Genomic DNA, 16,752 nt, shown 5'->3' with positions numbered 1-16,752 from the left:
GCAGATTAGTACGTGATGTCCGCGCGGCGGTTTTCTGCCCAGGCGGCTTCGTCGTGGCCGGTTGCCTTGGGCTTTTCCTTGCCCAGGCTGACGGCTTCCATCTGGGTTTCCGGCACGCCCAGCGAGGACAGCGAGCGGCGCACGGCTTCGGCGCGCTTCTGGCCCAGTGCCAGGTTGTATTCGCTAGTGCCGCGATCGTCGGTGTTGCCCTGAATCAGGATGCGGCGGCCCTTGTTGGCGGCCAGGTACTTGGCGTGCTCCGACAGCATGCCCTGGTAGTCGGACTTGACGCTGTAGCTGTCGAAGTCGAAGTACACGCTGCGCTTGGCCAGCGGGCTGTTCGGATCGTTCAGCGGATCACGCGACACGTCCACCGGCGCCACGGCGCGGGCGTCGGTCGAAGGCGTACCCTTGTTGCCGGCACCGGCGTTGGCGGTGTCGTCCAGCTTGACACCGGAGCTGCAAGCGCCGAGGGCCAGCAGAGCGGCGACGGCAAGGGTTTTGGTCATCATATTGGTCATGGCTAGGAACTCCTCGTTTATTGCATGAATGGTCCCCAGGACGGCTCGCGAACCTCGCCGGACTGGAGCGACAAAACCTGCCGGGTACGCCCGTCAGTGGACACTGCCGCCAGCACCGAGCGACCTCCCACCCGGGTGGCATAAAGAATGTACTTGCCGTTGGCGGCGAAGCTCGGAGCCTCGTCGTTGGCGGTGTCGGTCAGCGAGGTCACATCGCCGTTGCCGAGATCCATCAGCTGCAGCTTGAAGCCGCCGCTGCGGGTGATGTAGGCCAGCTGCTTGCCATCCGGGGAAATACGCGGGCTCACGTTGTAGCTGCCCTTGAAGGTCACGCGCTGGGCTGCGCCGCCTTCTTCGCCGCCGGCCGGCATGCGGTAGATCTGCGGCGCACCGCCGCGATCGCTGGTGAAGTAGATGCTGCGGCCATCCGGCGCGTATTGCGGCTCGGTATCGATGGCGCTGCTGCGGGTGAGGCGCTTGAGCCCGGAGCCATCGGCGCCAACCTGGTAGATCTGGGTATTGCCATCGCGCGACAGCGCCACCGCCAGGCGTTGGCCGTCAGGCGACCACGAAGGCGCGCTGTTGTTGCCCTTTTGGTTCGACACCAGCGTGCGCTTGCCGGTCGCCAGGTCGTGCACGTAGACCACGGGCTTCTTGGCTTCAAAGGACACGTAAGCGACCTTGCTGCCATCCGGCGACCACGAAGGCGAGATGATCGGCTCGTTGCTGGTCAGCGCCACCTGAGAGTTCTGGCCGTCGGAGTCCGAGATCAGCAGCTGGAAACGCCCACCCACCCGCGAGACATAGGACAGCCGCGTGGCAAACACGCCGCGCTCGCCCAGCAGCTTCTCGTAGATGTAGTCGGCGATCTTGTGGCCGGTCACGCGCAGCTGGTTTGCGCTGACAGTGAAGGCCAGGCCACCCAGGCTGGTGCCCTTGACGGTGTCGTAGAGGCGAAAGCGCACGTCGTACTGGCCGTTGCCGGTGGGTGTGACGCTGCCGGCCACGAAGGCATCGGCGCCGCGCGCCTTCCAGCTGCCAAGATCGGCATTGGCAGACTCCGCCACCGTGGCGCCGCCCGGGTCGACATTGCGGAAGCGGCCGCTGCGCTGCAGGTCGCTGCGGATGATAGCGGTGAGATTTTGCGGGGCCTGAGCTTCGCCCTGGAAGTTGGCCGTGGCGATGGGGAGCTGGCTGGCGCCGACGCCGGTGATTTCAACGTTCAATTGCGCCTGTGCGCTGCCGGCCGAACAAGCCAGCACCACGGCCAGCCCGGCAAACAGGGCGTGCGCGCGGGTGCCGTGCCGCTGCGCGGCCAGCCAAAGGGGGGCCCAAAGCTTTCGCATGCTGCTCCTCAATCGAGATCAATATTCATCGAGCGCGGCCGGCAAACGGGAGCCGTGGAACGGGCAAGCATGCTGAAGGCTTGTCGCATGCCCGTATCGCGTGCCCCGGGCACATTTGCCGGCTGCGTCAGGCAACCTGTCATCGTAGCGTTGGGACTGCGGTGCATCGACGTAGGTTGCAATATGTTGCAATTCGAATGTTCCCATGTCGTCACCATCGCCGCCCCTCTTAATCCTTAGGCTTGAAGGTGATCGTGAAGCTGGCTGGCGCCTTGCCGTTTTCGTCGCGGGGCAGCGGATCAGAGCGCTCCACGGCGCGCAGCACGGCGTTGTCCCAGCCCGAATTGCCGCTGGACTTGGATAGCCGCGCGGACATCAAGGAGCCGTCCGGCGCCAATTGAACCGACACCACCGCGGCCGGATTGCCAGGCACGTCTTCGGTAAATACGATATTCGGCTTGACGCGGCGACGCACGCGATCCGGGTAGCCAGGCGAGGCCTTGCCGCCCGAACCGGCACCGCTGCCGGCGCTGCTGCCGACACCGCCGGCGCCGCCGACTGCCGCCCCGCCGCCGGCCATGGCCTGCAGCCGCGCCAGTTCACTGTGGCGCTGGGCATTGGCAGCGGCGTCGCGCTTGGCCTTGGCATCCGCATCGGCCTTGGCCTTCGCGTTGGCGGCGGCCTTGGCCTCGGCGTTAGCCTTGGCTTTGGCGTCGGCGGCTGCCTTTGCCTTGGCGTCAGCCTCGGCACGGCTCTTGGCCTCGGCGCGGGCCTTGGCGTCAGCTTCCTTACGCTCGCGCTCAACCTGCTCCTTGCGCTGCTCCTGCAGCGCGGCCTGCCTGCGTGCGTCTTCCTTGCGCTGGGCCTCTTTCTTCAGCTCGTCCTTCTTCTGTTCTTCGCGGCGTTGCTCTTCGCGGCGCAGGTCTTCCTTGTGCTGCGCATCCTTGCGGGCCGCCTCCTTGCGGGCCGCTTCCTGCCGCTCGGCTTCCTGGCGCGCGCGCAGGTCGGCCTGCTGGCGCGCCTCTTCGCGGGCGGCGGCCTCGGCCTGGCGGCGCTTTTGCTGCTGGAGGGCGATCTCGGCGTCTTCTTCGGCACGAGACCTCACCGCTGGCGCAGGAGGCGCGGGACGGGCTTGCACGACGGGCAGCGGTGCGGGAGGCGGCGGGGGCGGCGGTGCGGTAGTGGCCGGGATCTCATCCCAGAGCTCGGCTTCGGCGCCCACCGGGGTGCTGCTCTGCCAGTGCACGCCGAAATACAGCACGATGCCCAGCAACAGGTGCATGAAAACCGCGAGCAGGAAGGAACGCAGGGTTCCCCGCTCCGGGGCCGGCTGATAAGGATAGGCGGCGGTTTTCATCGCGTGGGGCGGTGCTTACTTGGGCTTGACCATCAGGCCGACGCGCTTCACGCCGTCGGCCTTGAGCACTGACATGACGTCCAGCACGGCCTCGTACTTGACCGAGCGGTCGGCGGCGATCACCACCGGCTGATCGGGATTCTCGTTCTGGCGCTGATGCACGAAGTCGATCAGGCCCTGCTTGTCGAGCTTGCGCTCAAAGCTGTTGCCGGCGTTATCCTTGCCGCGCGCGGTCAGTGCGCCGTCCTCATGCACGGTCACGACAATGGGGGGGGCCTTTTGCTGCTGGGTGGCGTTGGCCACGCTGGGCAGGTCAACCACGGCGGGATTCACGATCGGTGCCGCCACCATGAAAATGACGAGCAGCACCAGCATCACGTCAATGTAAGGCACGACGTTGATGTCGGCACTGGCCCGGCGGCGCGAGCCGCCACGGCGCTGTATCGCTGCCATTGCTGGTTCTCCTTGACCGAAGACGTTGGTGGCTTCGGCGCTTTAGCGGGTCTGCCGTTGCAGGATGTTCAGGAACTCTTCCATGAAGCTCTCGAAGCGGATGGCTAGGCGATCCACTTCGGTGGCGTAGCGGTTGTAGGCAATGACCGCCGGAATCGCCGCGAACAGGCCGATAGCGGTGGCGACCAGCGCCTCCGCAATGCCGGGCGCCACGGCCGCAAGCGTTGCCTGCTGCACATTTGACAAGCCGCGGAAGGCGTTCATGATCCCCCATACGGTGCCGAACAAGCCGATGTACGGGCTGACCGAACCTACCGACGCCAGAAACGGAAGATGCGACTCCATCACATCCATCTCACGCTGATAGGCCGCGCGCATCGCACGCCGTGCGGCATCGAGCAGCGCGCCGGCGTCATTGTTGCGCTCGCGCGCCTTCAGGTACTCGCCCATGCCGGACTCAAAGATCCGTTCCAGCGCGCCTGTGTTGTGACGATTGTTGGCTGCGCTCTGGTACAGGGCCTGCAGGTCGCCGCCGGCCCAGAAGTCGCGCTCGAACCCCTCGGTCTGGGTCCGCGCGGCGCGCAGGGAGAAATGCTTGCGGAAAATATATGTCCACGAGAACAGGGACATCACCAGCAGCAGGGCCATGACGGCCTGTGCCAGCACACTGGCGTGCAGCACCAGCGAAATGATCGACAGGTCTTGCGTGACGGTCACGGGATTCATCGAGCGGTCTTGATGGTTGCAAGGACGGGAGCGGGAATGGGAGTCGGGCGAAATGTGCTACGATCAACACACCCAACCCGGATGGCGCCAGTAGCCAGCAATTGCTCACCACGCCAAGCTTCTTGGGCGAATTGGACCGACGCCGGGCCAACCCGTTCAATCTGTGTCCGGATCTCAAGCAAGTCGTCCAGACGGGCGGGGGCATTGTAGTCCACCGCCGTGCTTCTGACGATGAAGACGACGCCCGACTCATCGGCCAGCGCTTGCTGTTCGATGCCAAGCGAGCGCAGCCACTCGGTACGGGCGCGCTCGAAGAACTTGAGGTAATTGGCGTAGAACACTACGCCGCCCGCGTCGGTGTCTTCCCAGTACACCCGCAAGGCCCACACATTGTTGCTCATGGCCGCGATTGTAACGGCAGCCAGCCCGACCCGGTGTAAACCCTTGCCCGACATTACAACAATTACATTACCTGACGGACAAGGCATTGACTTTCGGTCTTTGGCCCCGCAGCACCGTCTTGCAGCGGGCCAGCGCCTCGCGTTAAACTGCCGCCAACCATTCCATCTTGCGCGACTGGCGAAGTCAGTGGGCACTACCACGAGGAAGCGCAAAGTTCTCTGGCGCGATGTTTCAAGCGCCTGCCGCTCGCCTGGGCAGCGAATGGGAAGCAGGGTGCGCCCTGCGCCGGATAGCTAACGCGTCCAGCGCCGGTCGCCTGTGCCTTCCCCGCGCGCCCTACCCCGAAGCCATTCGGAATTCCCCTTTTTTCAGACGAGTTTTCGCCATGTTCGAACGCAGCCGCTATACGATCGACCAGATCGACCCCGAGCTTTTTGCCGCCATCCAGAAGGAAGACCAGCGCCAGGAAGAGCACATCGAGCTGATCGCCTCGGAAAACTACACCTCGCCGGCCGTGATGGCCGCGCAAGGCTCGCAACTGACCAACAAGTACGCCGAAGGCTATCCCGGCAAGCGCTACTACGGTGGCTGCGAGTACGTCGACGTCGTGGAGCAGCTGGCCATCGACCGCGTCAAGCAACTGTTCGGCGCCGAAGCCGCCAACGTGCAGCCCAATTCCGGCTCGCAGGCCAACCAGGGCGTGTTCTTCGCCGCCCTGAAGCCGGGTGACACCATCATGGGCATGAGCCTGGCCGAAGGCGGCCACCTGACCCACGGCATGGCGCTCAACATGAGCGGCAAATGGTTCAACGTGGTCAGCTACGGCCTGGACGCCAACGAAGACATCGACTACGACGCACTGGAAAAGCTGGCGCAGGAAAAGAAGCCCAAGCTGATCATCGCCGGCGCCTCGGCCTTCGCCCTGCGCATCGACTTCGAACGCATCTCCAAGGTAGCCAAGTCCATCGGCGCCCTGTTCATGGTCGACATGGCCCACTACGCCGGCCTGATCGCCGCCGGCGAGTACCCCAACCCGGTGCCGCACGCCGACTTCGTCACCACCACCACCCACAAGAGCCTGCGCGGCCCGCGCGGTGGCGTGATCCTGATGAAGGCCGAGCATGAGAAGGCCATCAACTCGGCCATCTTCCCCGGCATCCAGGGCGGCCCCCTGATGCACGTGATCGCCGGCAAGGCAGTCGCGTTCAAGGAAGCCCTGTCGCCCGAGTTCAAGACCTACCAGCAGCAAGTGGTCAAGAACGCCCGCGTGTTGGCCGAAACCCTGATCGAGCGCGGCCTGCGCATCGTCTCCGGCCGCACCGAAAGCCACGTCATGCTGGTCGACCTGCGCGCGATGCAGATCACCGGCAAGGAAGCCGAAAAGGTCCTGGGCGAAGCACACATCACCGTCAACAAGAACGCCATCCCCAACGACCCGGAAAAGCCGTTCGTCACCTCGGGCATCCGCCTGGGCTCGCCGGCAATGACCACCCGCGGCTTCAAGGAAGAAGAAGCCCGCCTGGTGGCCAACCTCGTCGCCGACGTGCTGGAAAACCCGCACGACCTGGCCAACATCGCGCGCGTGCGCGAGCAAGTGGCAGCCCTGACCAAGCGTTTCCCGGTCTACGGCTAAAGCCCAGCGCCACCCGCCACGCGCGGGTGGCCGGCAGCCCCGCCGCGGCGCGCGCCGCGCCTGCGGCGGGCCTTGCCAACCCAGCCCGGCGCGACACAGAATGACAAAACGCTGCCTGCGCGGCACGCGCCCCGGCTCATACTTCGAGGTGGTCAGGCATGAAATGCCCTTTTTGCGCTCACTCCAACACCCAGGTCCTGGACACGCGCATGTCGGAAGAAGGCGATACGGTGCGCCGCCGCCGCCGCTGTGAATCCTGCGACCGCCGCTTCACCACCTATGAGCGGATCGAGCTGTTCTTCCCCGCCATCGTCAAGAAAAACGGCTCCCGCGCGGACTATACCCGCGACAAGCTGAAAGACTCGATGCGCCTCGCCCTGCGCAAGCGCCCGGTCTCGGCCGAAGCCATCGACGCCTCCATCACCCGCATCGAAGAGAAACTGCTCGCCCTCGGCGAGAAGGAAATCCCCAGCAGCCAGGTCGGGGAACTGGTCATGCGCGAGCTGCGCCGGTTGGACAAAATTGCTTATATCCGGTTTGCTTCGGTGTATCGGAGTTTTGAGGATGTGTCGGAATTCCGCGACATGCTGGATGAGTTTTCGGCGTCTACCCCACGGAAGGGGTAGCAGACTTCCAAGGAAAGTTGTTTAATCTGCACTACCTTCCTATATAAAAACGGAAGGTACGGTGGACTCGCCCGGAGAGGCGAAATACGCCAACAAGAAAAAAAACAGTTTTCGGACGGGAGTCGAACATGGGTCAGCCTTCCTGCCTTGCGGCAGCGGGCTTGGTTGCACTTGTGCGCACCAGGCTATCGTGGGCACCGGGGAAAGCGCTGCGCAGTGCATGGGCAGCGTTGGCCGATTCACGCCCCTACGCCCTCCGGCGCGCTGCCAACCTCTCCCCCCTCCCCTCTGCGCTACGCGCCACTCGGCAAGCCGGCTTCACTCTCATCGAGCTGATGGTGGCGCTTTCGGTTCTCGCCATCCTGGCGGCAGCAGCAGTTCCGAACTTCAGCGCCTTCATCCATCGCAGCAGGATGACGACGGAATCATCCAATCTGATCAGCGACGTGGAGATCGCCCGTAGCGAAGCAGCACGTCGCAATACAACAATCACCGTCTGCCCCACCGCCGACGGCACCAACTGCACCCGTGACTGGGCCCAGCGCCGCGTGGTCTTTGTCGACAGCAATGGCGACAACATCATTAGCAACGGCGAAGAGGTAATCCGCAAAAGCGATCCGCCTGCCAGTTCCATGGTCATCGTGGCCAGTAGCTTGAGCACCGGCGCCACCAGCATCCGTTTGCGCTCCTGGGGCGCGCCAGATTCGCTTGGCTCCTGGCAGTTCTGCGAGAAGTCATCGACCAGCGCCGGCCAACGCATCTCGCTCACGGGCAGCGGCAAGCCCACCTCGCAGCAAGTCGCTTGCCCTTGATGCCATGAAGATAACGCATCCAAAACGCATGCTCAGCCGGCGTCACCCCGCTTCCGGCTTCACGCTCATCGAAGCCCTGGTGACGATCGTGGTGCTGTCATTCGGCGTGCTAGCACTGGCCACCCTGCAGTTGCGCACACTCGTCGATGGCCGTACCGCCTCCATGCGCAACATCGCTACCGTGCTGGCCTACAACCTTGCTGACCAGATACGCAGCAACGCGGCCGCGATGACCGCGGGTGCCTACAACCAGCCCGTCGGCCTGACCACGGTCGCCTGCTTCACTACCGCAGGGTGCACGCCAGCCCAGATGGCCGCAAGCAGCTACAAAGCCTGGCTCGACGACACGGCGACCGCGTTGCCCGGCGGCCTCGGCACCGTCTGCATCGACAGCACGCCGGACGACGGCACGCCGGCCAATCCACAGTGCGACAACGCAAGCGGTGCCCCCTACGCGATCAAGATCTGGTGGCAGGAAGATAAGGTGCCGACTAACCAGGATCCGGTCTATCAACGTTTTGTCACGGCGTTCGTACCATGAGAAAGGCAGGCCGCAAACTGGCGCGCCGCGCGCGCGGTTTTACGCTCGTCGAGTTGATGGTCGGCTTGGTCATCAGCATGCTGCTGCTGATCGTGATCTCGTCCTTCTACCTGTCGCAGCGGGCGTCCTACGGCACGCAGACGGACCTGGCCGGCATCCAGGAAAACGCGCGCGCGATTGCTCAATTGCTCCAGCGCGACGTGCGCCAGGCCGGCTACAACGACTTCCCGGCAGACACCACCTTTGCCAACGCCAACACCATCGACGCGACCAACGACACCGGCACTAACACAAGCGACACGCTGACGTTCCGTTATTTCGGTTCGGACGCGCTGGCCGCCGGCGCGTCCGTGCCGACGCCAAACCCTGACGGCACCATCGTCGACTGCACCGGCAAAGGTGTCAGCAATATCGTGCTGCAGGCGGAAACCTTCTCGATCGCCAGCGATGCATCTGGCATGCCGTGGCTACAGTGCACCGCGAATGGCACCACCACCCCCCTATTCCCCGGCGTGGAGCGCTTCCAGGTACTGCTGGGCGAGGACACCGATGGCGACCAGGCGATCAATCGTTATGTACCGCCGGGTGTCGCCGTCATGGCCAATGTCCGGGCGATGATGGTTTCTGTGGTGCTGGTCGGTGACAGCCTGACCAACCCCGCGCCGCTCTCAACCACATTGAATCACTTCGGCACAGCCTATGCGCCCGCCAACGTGGCACCCGCCAGCGATGCAGGCAGCGTCGTGCAACTGCCTGTGGACGGGCGCCTGCGCAAGCATTTCACGTTCTATATCGCAGTACGCAACCGCTTGAACTAGGCCAGAGATGAACAACCGACCCGAGCGTCCCATGACCTGCCGCGGCGCCCCAGTGCGCACGCAACGCGGCATGTCACTGATCGTGGTGCTCCTGTTTCTCGTGATCCTGACGATGCTGGGATTGTCTGCCAGCCTGACCAGCCTTTCCGGCGAACGCATGGCGCGAAACTCCCGCGACCAGAACATCGCCCTGCAGGCGGCGGAAGCGGCTTTGCGGGATGCGCGCACCGATATCAGCATGACGCGCGCCCTGAGCGGCCGCACCGGCGCGTCGGACACCTGCGATGTCGCCAGCTTCAAGGGCTTCTGCATACCGGCCACCTCGGGACAACCGGTATGGGAACGCTACATCGAAGATGGCGCGCGCTCCGTCACCCTCGGCGAAATGACCCAGCAGGCAGCGTTGACCGCCGGGAATGTGTCAAAGCAACCGCGCTACATCATCGAATCCCTTCCGGACATCGCCGACGGCAGCCTGCGCTCCGGCGCCACCCGCTATGTCTTCCGCGTAACCGCCATTGGTTACGGAGCCAATCCGAACACCAAGGTCCTGGTGCAGGAAGTCGTCCGGTTCTGAGCCGTTCTGCGCAACCAGCCTAAACATTCGTCGAGCGCACCATGACCCAGCAAGCCCGTTTCCGCCCCGTCACCGGCCTCCAGTTGTTGCTGGCCATCGCGTCCGCCATCCTGGCCGTCGCATCGGCATGCGCCACGCAGCTGAACTTGGCAAAGCGCCCCCTTTATGCGGGCGGCAATGTGCCGCCCATGGTGATGATCGACCTGTCCAAGGACCATACACTGCATCAGAAGGCCTACAACGACTACACCGACCTGAATGGTGACGGCGTGCTCGACACGACCTATACCAACAGCATCGACTACGCCGGCTACTTTGATTCGTACAAGTGCTACACCTACGATGGCAGCACCCAGCATGCCTTCGTGCCGTCAGCCGTCACTACCGACAAGTACTGCAACGGCTCCGCCTGGAGCGGCAACTTCCTGAACTGGGCGAGCATGAGCCGCATTGACGAAGTGCGCAAGATCTTGTACGGCGGCTTCCGCTCCACAGATACCGCGACCACCACCGTGCTGGAACGTGCCTTCCTGCCGATGGACGCGCACGCATGGGCCAAGTTCTACAACGGATCCGATGTCAGCAAACTGGTTCCGCTGACGGTGGAAGCGACCGGGCCCACATTGACGTCGAGCACCACGGTCACCGTCGCGGCCAATGTCATCACCGGGATCAAACTCAGCTCGGTCGCGAACATCAGCATCGGCGACCAGATTGTCATGACCGCCAACTCACCCGCACCGGCCAGCACGACCCTGACGGGCTGGGTCATGAGCGTGGATACCAGCAGCAACAAGACCATCAGCCTTGCGGTCTATCCAGACGGGGTTTCCAAGCCCAGCGGCGCCGCAAACAGCTACAACAGTTGGGCGGTGACGAACCTGACCCGAGGCGGGCTCACTATCTGCAACGTGACCCCCAAGGATTCAAGCAACGTCAACTCCCAGAGCAATACCCAGGCGCCGCAACTGCGGGTCGTCGCCGGCAATTACGCCACCTGGGGCGCCAGTGAAAAATGGCAATGCAACTGGTCGGAGGAGCAAAATAATACGCAAAGCTCCTTCCTGACCAAAATCAACGGCACGAGCGTAACCGGCTCATCCAATGGCAACCGGGCAGCCCTTTCCGGCATCAATGCCTCGGCAGAGAATCCAGTGAAAGCGGCCCGCGCCCTCGGCACTGGCGAAAGCAGCGGCACCTTCAATGCACGCGTGCAGGTCTGCGTGCCGGGCCTGCTCGGCACCGAGAACTGCAAGCAGTACGGCGCGTCTTCCTACAAGCCCTTCGGCTTGCTCCAGAAATACGGTGAAAGCGGCCAGATGCTGTTCGGGTTGATGACCGGCACCTATGACAAGAACATCTCGGGTGGCGTGTTGCGCCAGAACGTAGTGAATTTCTCCCAGGAGGTCGATCCGTCGAACGGCACCTTCACATACGCGGCGAGTTCTCCTGTGAAAGGTATCGTCTGGAATGTCAATAAGCTGCGGCCGTACGGCTACAGCTACAGCGACGGGAGCTACGTCAATGCTGACAGTTGCAACTATCAGCAGACCTCCATCGTACCCAACAACGGTTCCACGTCGCAAAACCAGCCAGCTAACGAAGGCAACTGCTCCACCTGGGGCAATCCGATCTCCGAGATCTACCTGGAGTCCTTGCGCTATTTTGCTGGAAAGACCGCGAATTCCAGCTTTGCGCCGAAAAGCAGCAACAGCAAGGATGCGGCGCTGAGTCTGACCACGCCCACATGGGCGAATCCAATGGACTTGCCCTCCACCAACGTGAACAAGGCACCCTACTGCACGCCGTTGAACACGCTGGTGTTCAACTCAAGCGTCTCTTCATACGACAACGATCAACTTGCTGGCTTCACGGATCTGAACACAGCCGACGCCAACAGCACGTGGACCGATAAGGTCGGCGCCGGAGAAAGCATCAATGGCGGTAGCTGGTTCATGGGTGGGGTCAACGGTGGCCTGATCGACAACCTGTGTTCCGGCAAGACAATCTCCAAGTTAAGCGACGTACTTGGCATCTGCCCCGAAGGTCCTTCACAGAAGGGAACGTTCCAGATCGCAGGTGCTGCGCTCTACGCGCACATGAACCGGATTCGCTCCACCGGCCAGGCGGCAACGCTGGGCGGGCCAACCGCCGACACCACCTCCCTCAAGGTCACGACCTACGCCGTCCAGCTGGCCACCAACACGCCCAAGATCAACGTGATTGTGGGCGGCAAAACCGTCACTATCATGCCTGCGTACCAGTTGCACCCGCAGTCGCCCAACTCGGCAACTGCGGACGCCAGCACCGGAACGCTGGTGGACTTCAAGGTCATTTCGCAGACGGCCACGAGCGGCAAGTTCTACGTCAACTGGGAAGACTCTGTCGCCGGCGGCGATTATGACCAGGATGTCTGGGGCATCCTCAGCTATACCGTGACGGGCAATACAGTCCAGGTATCGACCCAGGTGGTCTCTGGTTCGTCGGCGAATGGCCAGGGCTTCGGCTATGTCATCTCCGGCACAACCAAGGACGGCCCACACTTCCATTCGGGCATCTACAACTTCAAGTACACCGACCCGGCACCTGTCACTGTCATGCCATCGAGCGCGCCCGTCAACACATCAGGCGGCTGCAATCTGTGTAACTTCGGCGATCCCCAGACCACCGTCAGCTACACGGCCAGCGGGTCGGTAGCTTCGCAGTTCATGGATCCGCTCTACTACGCAGCAAAATGGGGCGGCTTCAAGGACCTGAACGGCTCGGGCACACCCGACCAGGTCTCCGAATGGGATGTACGCTTGTCCGATGGCAGCGGCGGTTCCGACGGCTTGCCGGACAACTATTTCTACGCCACCAACCCAGGAGCGCTCAGCAGCGCGCTGGAGCGCGCGTTCCTGTCGATCCTGCAGACTTCCTCGGCGGCATCGGTGGCGACCAGTTCCTCGTCGCTCACGACCGGATCGACGATCTACCAGGCTCGCTTCAATGGCACTGACTGGTCCGGTCAATTGCTCGCATACGCAGTCGACACCAACGGCGTCGTCAGCAACCCTGCCCTGTGGGATGCAGGCGCAAAAATGAAGACGGTCAACGCAACCGCCCGCAACATCCTCACGTACGATGGCACGTCATCGGCAAATGCCGGAATTCCGTTCCGCTGGGGCAACCTGCCGGCAAGCTATCAGAGCACGCTTAATCGCAGCGACACACTAGGAAGTGCACGCCTGAACTGGATTCGCGGCGACCAGAGCAATGAAGGGACTGCAACCGGCAAATTCCGGGTCCGGCCCAACTCGGTCCTTGGCGACATCGTCAACTCCAGCCCACAGTATGTTGGCCGCCCCAATGCGGGCTACGCGGACGCCGACTATGCCACCTTCGTCCTGGGCAAGAAAAGCCGCAAGCCCATGCTTTATGTCGGCGCCAACGACGGCATGCTGCATGCGTTCTCCGCGAATTCGATCACGAGCGGCAGCGACGCCGGTACGGAGTTGTTTGCCTACGTGCCATCCGCGATATACGCCAATCTGCCCGGGCTCAGCGACCTTGCCTACACGCACGCTTACTATGTCGATGGCACGCCTGCAGTGACGGATGCCAAGGTCAATGGCATCTGGAAGACTGTGCTGGTGGGCGGGCTTGGCAGTGGCGGCGCAGGCATCTACGCATTGGATGTGACCAACCCGGAGAGCATCAGCGAGGGCACCGCCGCCTCGACCGTCCTGTGGGAGTTCACCAACAACATCGATGCGGACCTGGGCTATACCTTCGGGCAGCCCTCGATCATCAAGATGGCGAATGGCAAGTGGGCAGCGATCTTCGGCAATGGCTACAACAGTGCCGCAGGCAAAGCGTACTTGTATGTCGTGTTTCTTGACAGGCCCGCAGGCTCGAAAAGCTGGGTGCTGGGCACCGACTATCTGAAGCTGGCCACGGGCGCCGGTTCGGTCTCCACGCCGAACGGGCTTTCGCAACCGTTCCCCGCTGACGTCGACGGCGATGGCACTACCGACTTCATCTACGCCGGCGACCTGCTTGGCAACTTATGGAAGTTCAACATGAAGAGCACCACGGCTTCTGCCTGGGGCCTGCAAACCGCGAACACGCCGCTGTTCATCGCTACCGATGCCGGTGGTACCCGGCAGCCGATCACATCGTCCGTGGATGTCACGCGCAACCCCGCGGGCGGCTATGTCGTGCTGTTCGGCACGGGCCGCTATGTAGACACGGCTGACCCCGTGAATATGTCGACGCAGACTTTCTACGGCATCTGGGATCAGAACTTACCCACTTTGAGCACGGTTGCCCGCAGTTCACTGGTAGCGCAGACCATCAACCGGGAAGTCGATGCCAACGGCTACACCTACCGTATGGTGAGCCAGAACCAGGTCCTCTATGCCGCCAACGGCAAGCAAGGCTGGTATCTCGACCTAGTGTCGCCAGCTTCCGGCATCCAGGGCGAGCGGGTGGTCTACAGCCCACTGGCACGCGGAGACCGCATCATCTTCACGACACTGATCCCTTCAGCAAACTCCTGTGATAGCGGGGGGACCAGCTGGTTGATGGAACTCGCCTCGCTATCCGGCGGACGTCTGACGGTCACGCCATTCGACGTGAACAATGATCGCACCTTCTCTTCGGCCGATTTCCTCAATGACGGCGCCAATGGCAACGTCCCGGTCGGCGGACGGAAATCCACCGTCGGCATTACGCCAGCGCCCACGGTCACAAAGTGCGGCACGAGCAAGGAATGCAAGTTCATGACCGGCACCACTGGCAACCAGGAGACCGTAGGAGAGAGCGCATCGAGCCAGACTGGCCGGCTGTCTTGGCGGGAGATCCTGCATTGACCTCGCCATGTAGCCTCAAGACCATGAGGAATATCGCCATGAAAACAGTATGTGTGGCGCGAACCCCCACACGGGGCTTTACGCTGATGGAGGTGATGGCCGTTGTGGTCATCGTCGGGATCCTGACGGCAATCGCCATCCCGAACTACACGCAGTACGTACTGCGTGCGAAGCGAACCGAAGGCAAGGCCGCCCTGCTGAAGACGCAGGGCGCGCTCGAGCGCTACTACACGGTGAACAATACCTACACGCAGGATCTCACTGCCCTCGGCGCGAGTGCTTTCTCCGGGGATAACGCCGCGGGTAGCGCCTACACCATTGCGGTTGTCCCTGGCGTCAACGGCATCGCGGTGAGCTATACCGTCAACGCGACGCCGGTCGGACAGGACGCGCTATGCGGGGTCCTGTCCGTCGACTACCAAAACGCCAAGACGGCCAGCGGCACGGGAACACAGTCACAGTGCTGGTGAATCACCAGATTACGCAGGAAAAGGGCTAGCGGTTTCGAGGTCGAGGTTGAAGTGAAGTTCAAGAAATTGCCCCCTGGCCCTTTTGAGAATTCTCCTCAGTCAAACTCTACAATTCGGAACACTTGCAGCGCACCATCCTGGTTATCTTCTGGCATCCCGTCTTTGATGCGAGATTGCCATGCCGCTGGGAACCGGACGACCGCCTCACCCATCATCCGCAAAGCGGGGGCTCCCCTCCCCGCCTCGCGGCTTCATCCTCGTCGAATCCCTCACCGCCCTCGCTGTCCTCGGCGTCGGCCTGCTGCCGCTTGCTGCGCTGGCGCCGTTCGCACTAGGCACGCTGCGCGGCTATGAGGCTCTTGGCCACGCTACACGGGCCGCCGCGGAATTGGCAGAATTGGGGGATCCGGGCCTCGCGCTGTCTCCCCTTCAGGCGCGCGGCATTGGCCCTAATGACCTCCAACTGTGCCAGTCGCTTGCTTCGGCGGAGGGCGGCGGGTGCTCGCCGGGATCAAGGCTGGCGGTCGTCGGGCCGTTGTCCTTGGCTTCGTCGAGACCTGCCGGCGGCGTGCGGGACGCGTCCGCGCTGCGCGTCATCGCTCTCTGGATCCGGCCATGAGGGCTCGTCGCGCACAAGGATTCTCGTTGATCGAACTGATGGTCGGCTTGGCTCTCAGCCTGCTGGTCAGCGCGCTGGCTGTGTCTGCGTTCCATGCCGTCCAGGTCACTTACCGCACCGCCGTCGATCTCGTGCTACTGGAAGAACGCGGCCAGCGGGCGCTCGCGATCCTCTCCCACCTGGTCCGGCATAGCGGTTGGCAGCCGGTCGGCGCGGCCTTGCCGGCCAATGCACCACCGGCGCTGTCAGGGCGCGACGATTGCGGCCAGCCGGGCATTGCCGCGCTGCCTACCTGCACTCGCCGTGGCATCAATGGCAGCGATGCGCTGCTGGTGCGATTCAGCGGCAGCGGGCGCGTGCAGGATCCGACGCTACCGGACCAGACCATGATCGATTGCAGCGGGTATGCATTGCCGGCGGTGAGCGTTGGCGGATCGGCTGGTGGCGCAGCCCGCGCTTATGCGGGGGAGAGCCTGATCTATATCGCCACCGGCGCGGATGGCGAGCCGCAACTGTTATGCCGCTATGCCAGCCGGCGCGACGGGCGGGTGCTGGAGGGAAGCTGGACTTCGGGCGCCCTGGTGCGCGGCGTGGAGGCCATGCAGTTGCGATACGGCATCGATACCGATGGCGATGGCAAGGCCGACGCGTTCCTGCGCGCCGAGGAACTGCGCGCCAGGGGCGATGCGGCCTGGCGCGAGGTACTGGTGGTGCAGGTGGCACTAGTACTGCGTGGTGAGCGCCCACTGGCGCTGCCGGCAGCGCCGGCCGTACTCACCTTGTTCCCACCGGGCGCGCATGCCGGCACCGGCCTCCATGTCGACGACCTCGTCTTCTCGCCGCACGACCGGCCTGCCTTGATACGACGAGTGTTCTCGGCATCCGTGCGCCCGCGCAATACCTGGCCCTGCAGGCAGACACTATGCTGAGCGCGACGGTTGCGCCTTGCCTGCTGCGCGGTAACCGGGCCGGAGGGAGCACCACGCTCCTGCTGACGG

General features: G+C 63.2%; 15 protein-coding genes and 1 riboswitch. Of the genes, 9 read left to right on the top strand and 6 right to left on the bottom strand.

Annotated features, from left to right (window positions below):
• Nucleotides 1–5: 5 nt before the first annotated feature.
• The 6 genes from pal to ybgC form a co-directional block, all read right to left on the bottom strand.
• Complete coding sequence (pal, locus tag AC07XB_RS07885; RefSeq protein WP_173430687.1) at nucleotides 6–521, bottom strand: peptidoglycan-associated lipoprotein Pal; 516 nt, start codon at nucleotides 519–521, stop codon at nucleotides 6–8.
• A gap of 17 nt (nucleotides 522–538) precedes the next feature.
• On the bottom strand, nucleotides 539–1,867 hold the full coding sequence (gene tolB / locus AC07XB_RS07880; RefSeq protein ID WP_492376359.1) for a Tol-Pal system beta propeller repeat protein TolB: 1,329 nt from the start codon (nucleotides 1,865–1,867) through the stop codon (nucleotides 539–541).
• 229 nt (nucleotides 1,868–2,096) lie between these two features.
• Nucleotides 2,097–3,224, bottom strand: a complete 1,128-nt coding sequence (gene tolA / locus AC07XB_RS07875; protein WP_492387205.1) for a cell envelope integrity protein TolA — start codon at nucleotides 3,222–3,224, stop codon at nucleotides 2,097–2,099.
• A 15-nt stretch (nucleotides 3,225–3,239) separates the two neighbouring features.
• Nucleotides 3,240–3,677 (bottom strand): protein TolR, encoded by a 438-nt coding sequence (tolR, locus tag AC07XB_RS07870; protein ID WP_043348529.1) that lies wholly within the window; start codon nucleotides 3,675–3,677, stop codon nucleotides 3,240–3,242.
• Between the two features lie 42 nt (nucleotides 3,678–3,719).
• A complete protein-coding gene (tolQ, locus tag AC07XB_RS07865; protein WP_043348531.1) occupies nucleotides 3,720–4,403 on the bottom strand; it encodes a protein TolQ in 684 nt (227 codons plus the stop codon).
• Nucleotides 4,400–4,804: a tol-pal system-associated acyl-CoA thioesterase gene (gene ybgC / locus AC07XB_RS07860; protein ID WP_043352192.1), complete on the bottom strand. Its 405-nt coding sequence runs from the start codon at nucleotides 4,802–4,804 to the stop codon at nucleotides 4,400–4,402. The genes tolQ and ybgC overlap by 4 nt, the downstream gene beginning before the upstream one ends.
• 161 nt (nucleotides 4,805–4,965) lie before the next feature.
• Nucleotides 4,966–5,068: riboswitch (ZMP/ZTP riboswitch) on the top strand.
• A 122-nt stretch (nucleotides 5,069–5,190) separates the two neighbouring features.
• Here ybgC and glyA point away from each other — a divergent pair.
• From glyA to AC07XB_RS07815, 9 genes are all read left to right on the top strand, one after another.
• Nucleotides 5,191–6,438 (top strand): serine hydroxymethyltransferase, encoded by a 1,248-nt coding sequence (gene glyA / locus AC07XB_RS07855; protein ID WP_150984111.1) that lies wholly within the window; start codon nucleotides 5,191–5,193, stop codon nucleotides 6,436–6,438.
• A gap of 158 nt (nucleotides 6,439–6,596) precedes the next feature.
• Nucleotides 6,597–7,064 carry a transcriptional regulator NrdR gene (nrdR, locus tag AC07XB_RS07850; RefSeq protein WP_441634308.1) on the top strand — a complete coding sequence of 156 codons (468 nt, stop codon included), beginning with the start codon at nucleotides 6,597–6,599 and terminating at the stop codon, nucleotides 7,062–7,064.
• Nucleotides 7,065–7,192: 128 nt separating this feature from the next.
• On the top strand, nucleotides 7,193–7,876 hold the full coding sequence (locus AC07XB_RS07845) for a GspH/FimT family pseudopilin (RefSeq protein ID WP_492827717.1): 684 nt from the start codon (nucleotides 7,193–7,195) through the stop codon (nucleotides 7,874–7,876).
• Nucleotides 7,877–7,904: 28 nt separating this feature from the next.
• Nucleotides 7,905–8,417 (top strand): type IV pilus modification protein PilV, encoded by a 513-nt coding sequence (gene pilV / locus AC07XB_RS07840; RefSeq protein ID WP_492827719.1) that lies wholly within the window; start codon nucleotides 7,905–7,907, stop codon nucleotides 8,415–8,417.
• Nucleotides 8,414–9,235: a PilW family protein gene (locus AC07XB_RS07835; RefSeq protein WP_492827721.1), complete on the top strand. Its 822-nt coding sequence runs from the start codon at nucleotides 8,414–8,416 to the stop codon at nucleotides 9,233–9,235. Before pilV ends, AC07XB_RS07835 begins: the two co-directional genes overlap by 4 nt.
• A gap of 70 nt (nucleotides 9,236–9,305) precedes the next feature.
• A complete protein-coding gene (locus AC07XB_RS07830) occupies nucleotides 9,306–9,812 on the top strand; it encodes a pilus assembly PilX family protein (protein WP_492827723.1) in 507 nt (168 codons plus the stop codon).
• A 41-nt stretch (nucleotides 9,813–9,853) separates the two neighbouring features.
• Entirely contained in the window at nucleotides 9,854–14,665 is a 4,812-nt protein-coding gene (locus AC07XB_RS07825; RefSeq protein ID WP_492827725.1) for a pilus assembly protein, read from the top strand.
• A 38-nt stretch (nucleotides 14,666–14,703) separates the two neighbouring features.
• On the top strand, nucleotides 14,704–15,135 hold the full coding sequence (locus tag AC07XB_RS07820; RefSeq protein WP_492827727.1) for a type IV pilin protein: 432 nt from the start codon (nucleotides 14,704–14,706) through the stop codon (nucleotides 15,133–15,135).
• A gap of 615 nt (nucleotides 15,136–15,750) precedes the next feature.
• A complete protein-coding gene (locus AC07XB_RS07815; protein ID WP_492373310.1) occupies nucleotides 15,751–16,683 on the top strand; it encodes a PilW family protein in 933 nt (310 codons plus the stop codon).
• Nucleotides 16,684–16,752 lie beyond the last annotated feature (69 nt).

This window comes from Cupriavidus sp. GW821-FHT02F09 (genome assembly GCF_059421605.1).
This window is presented reverse-complemented; position numbering and strand designations above follow the sequence as displayed.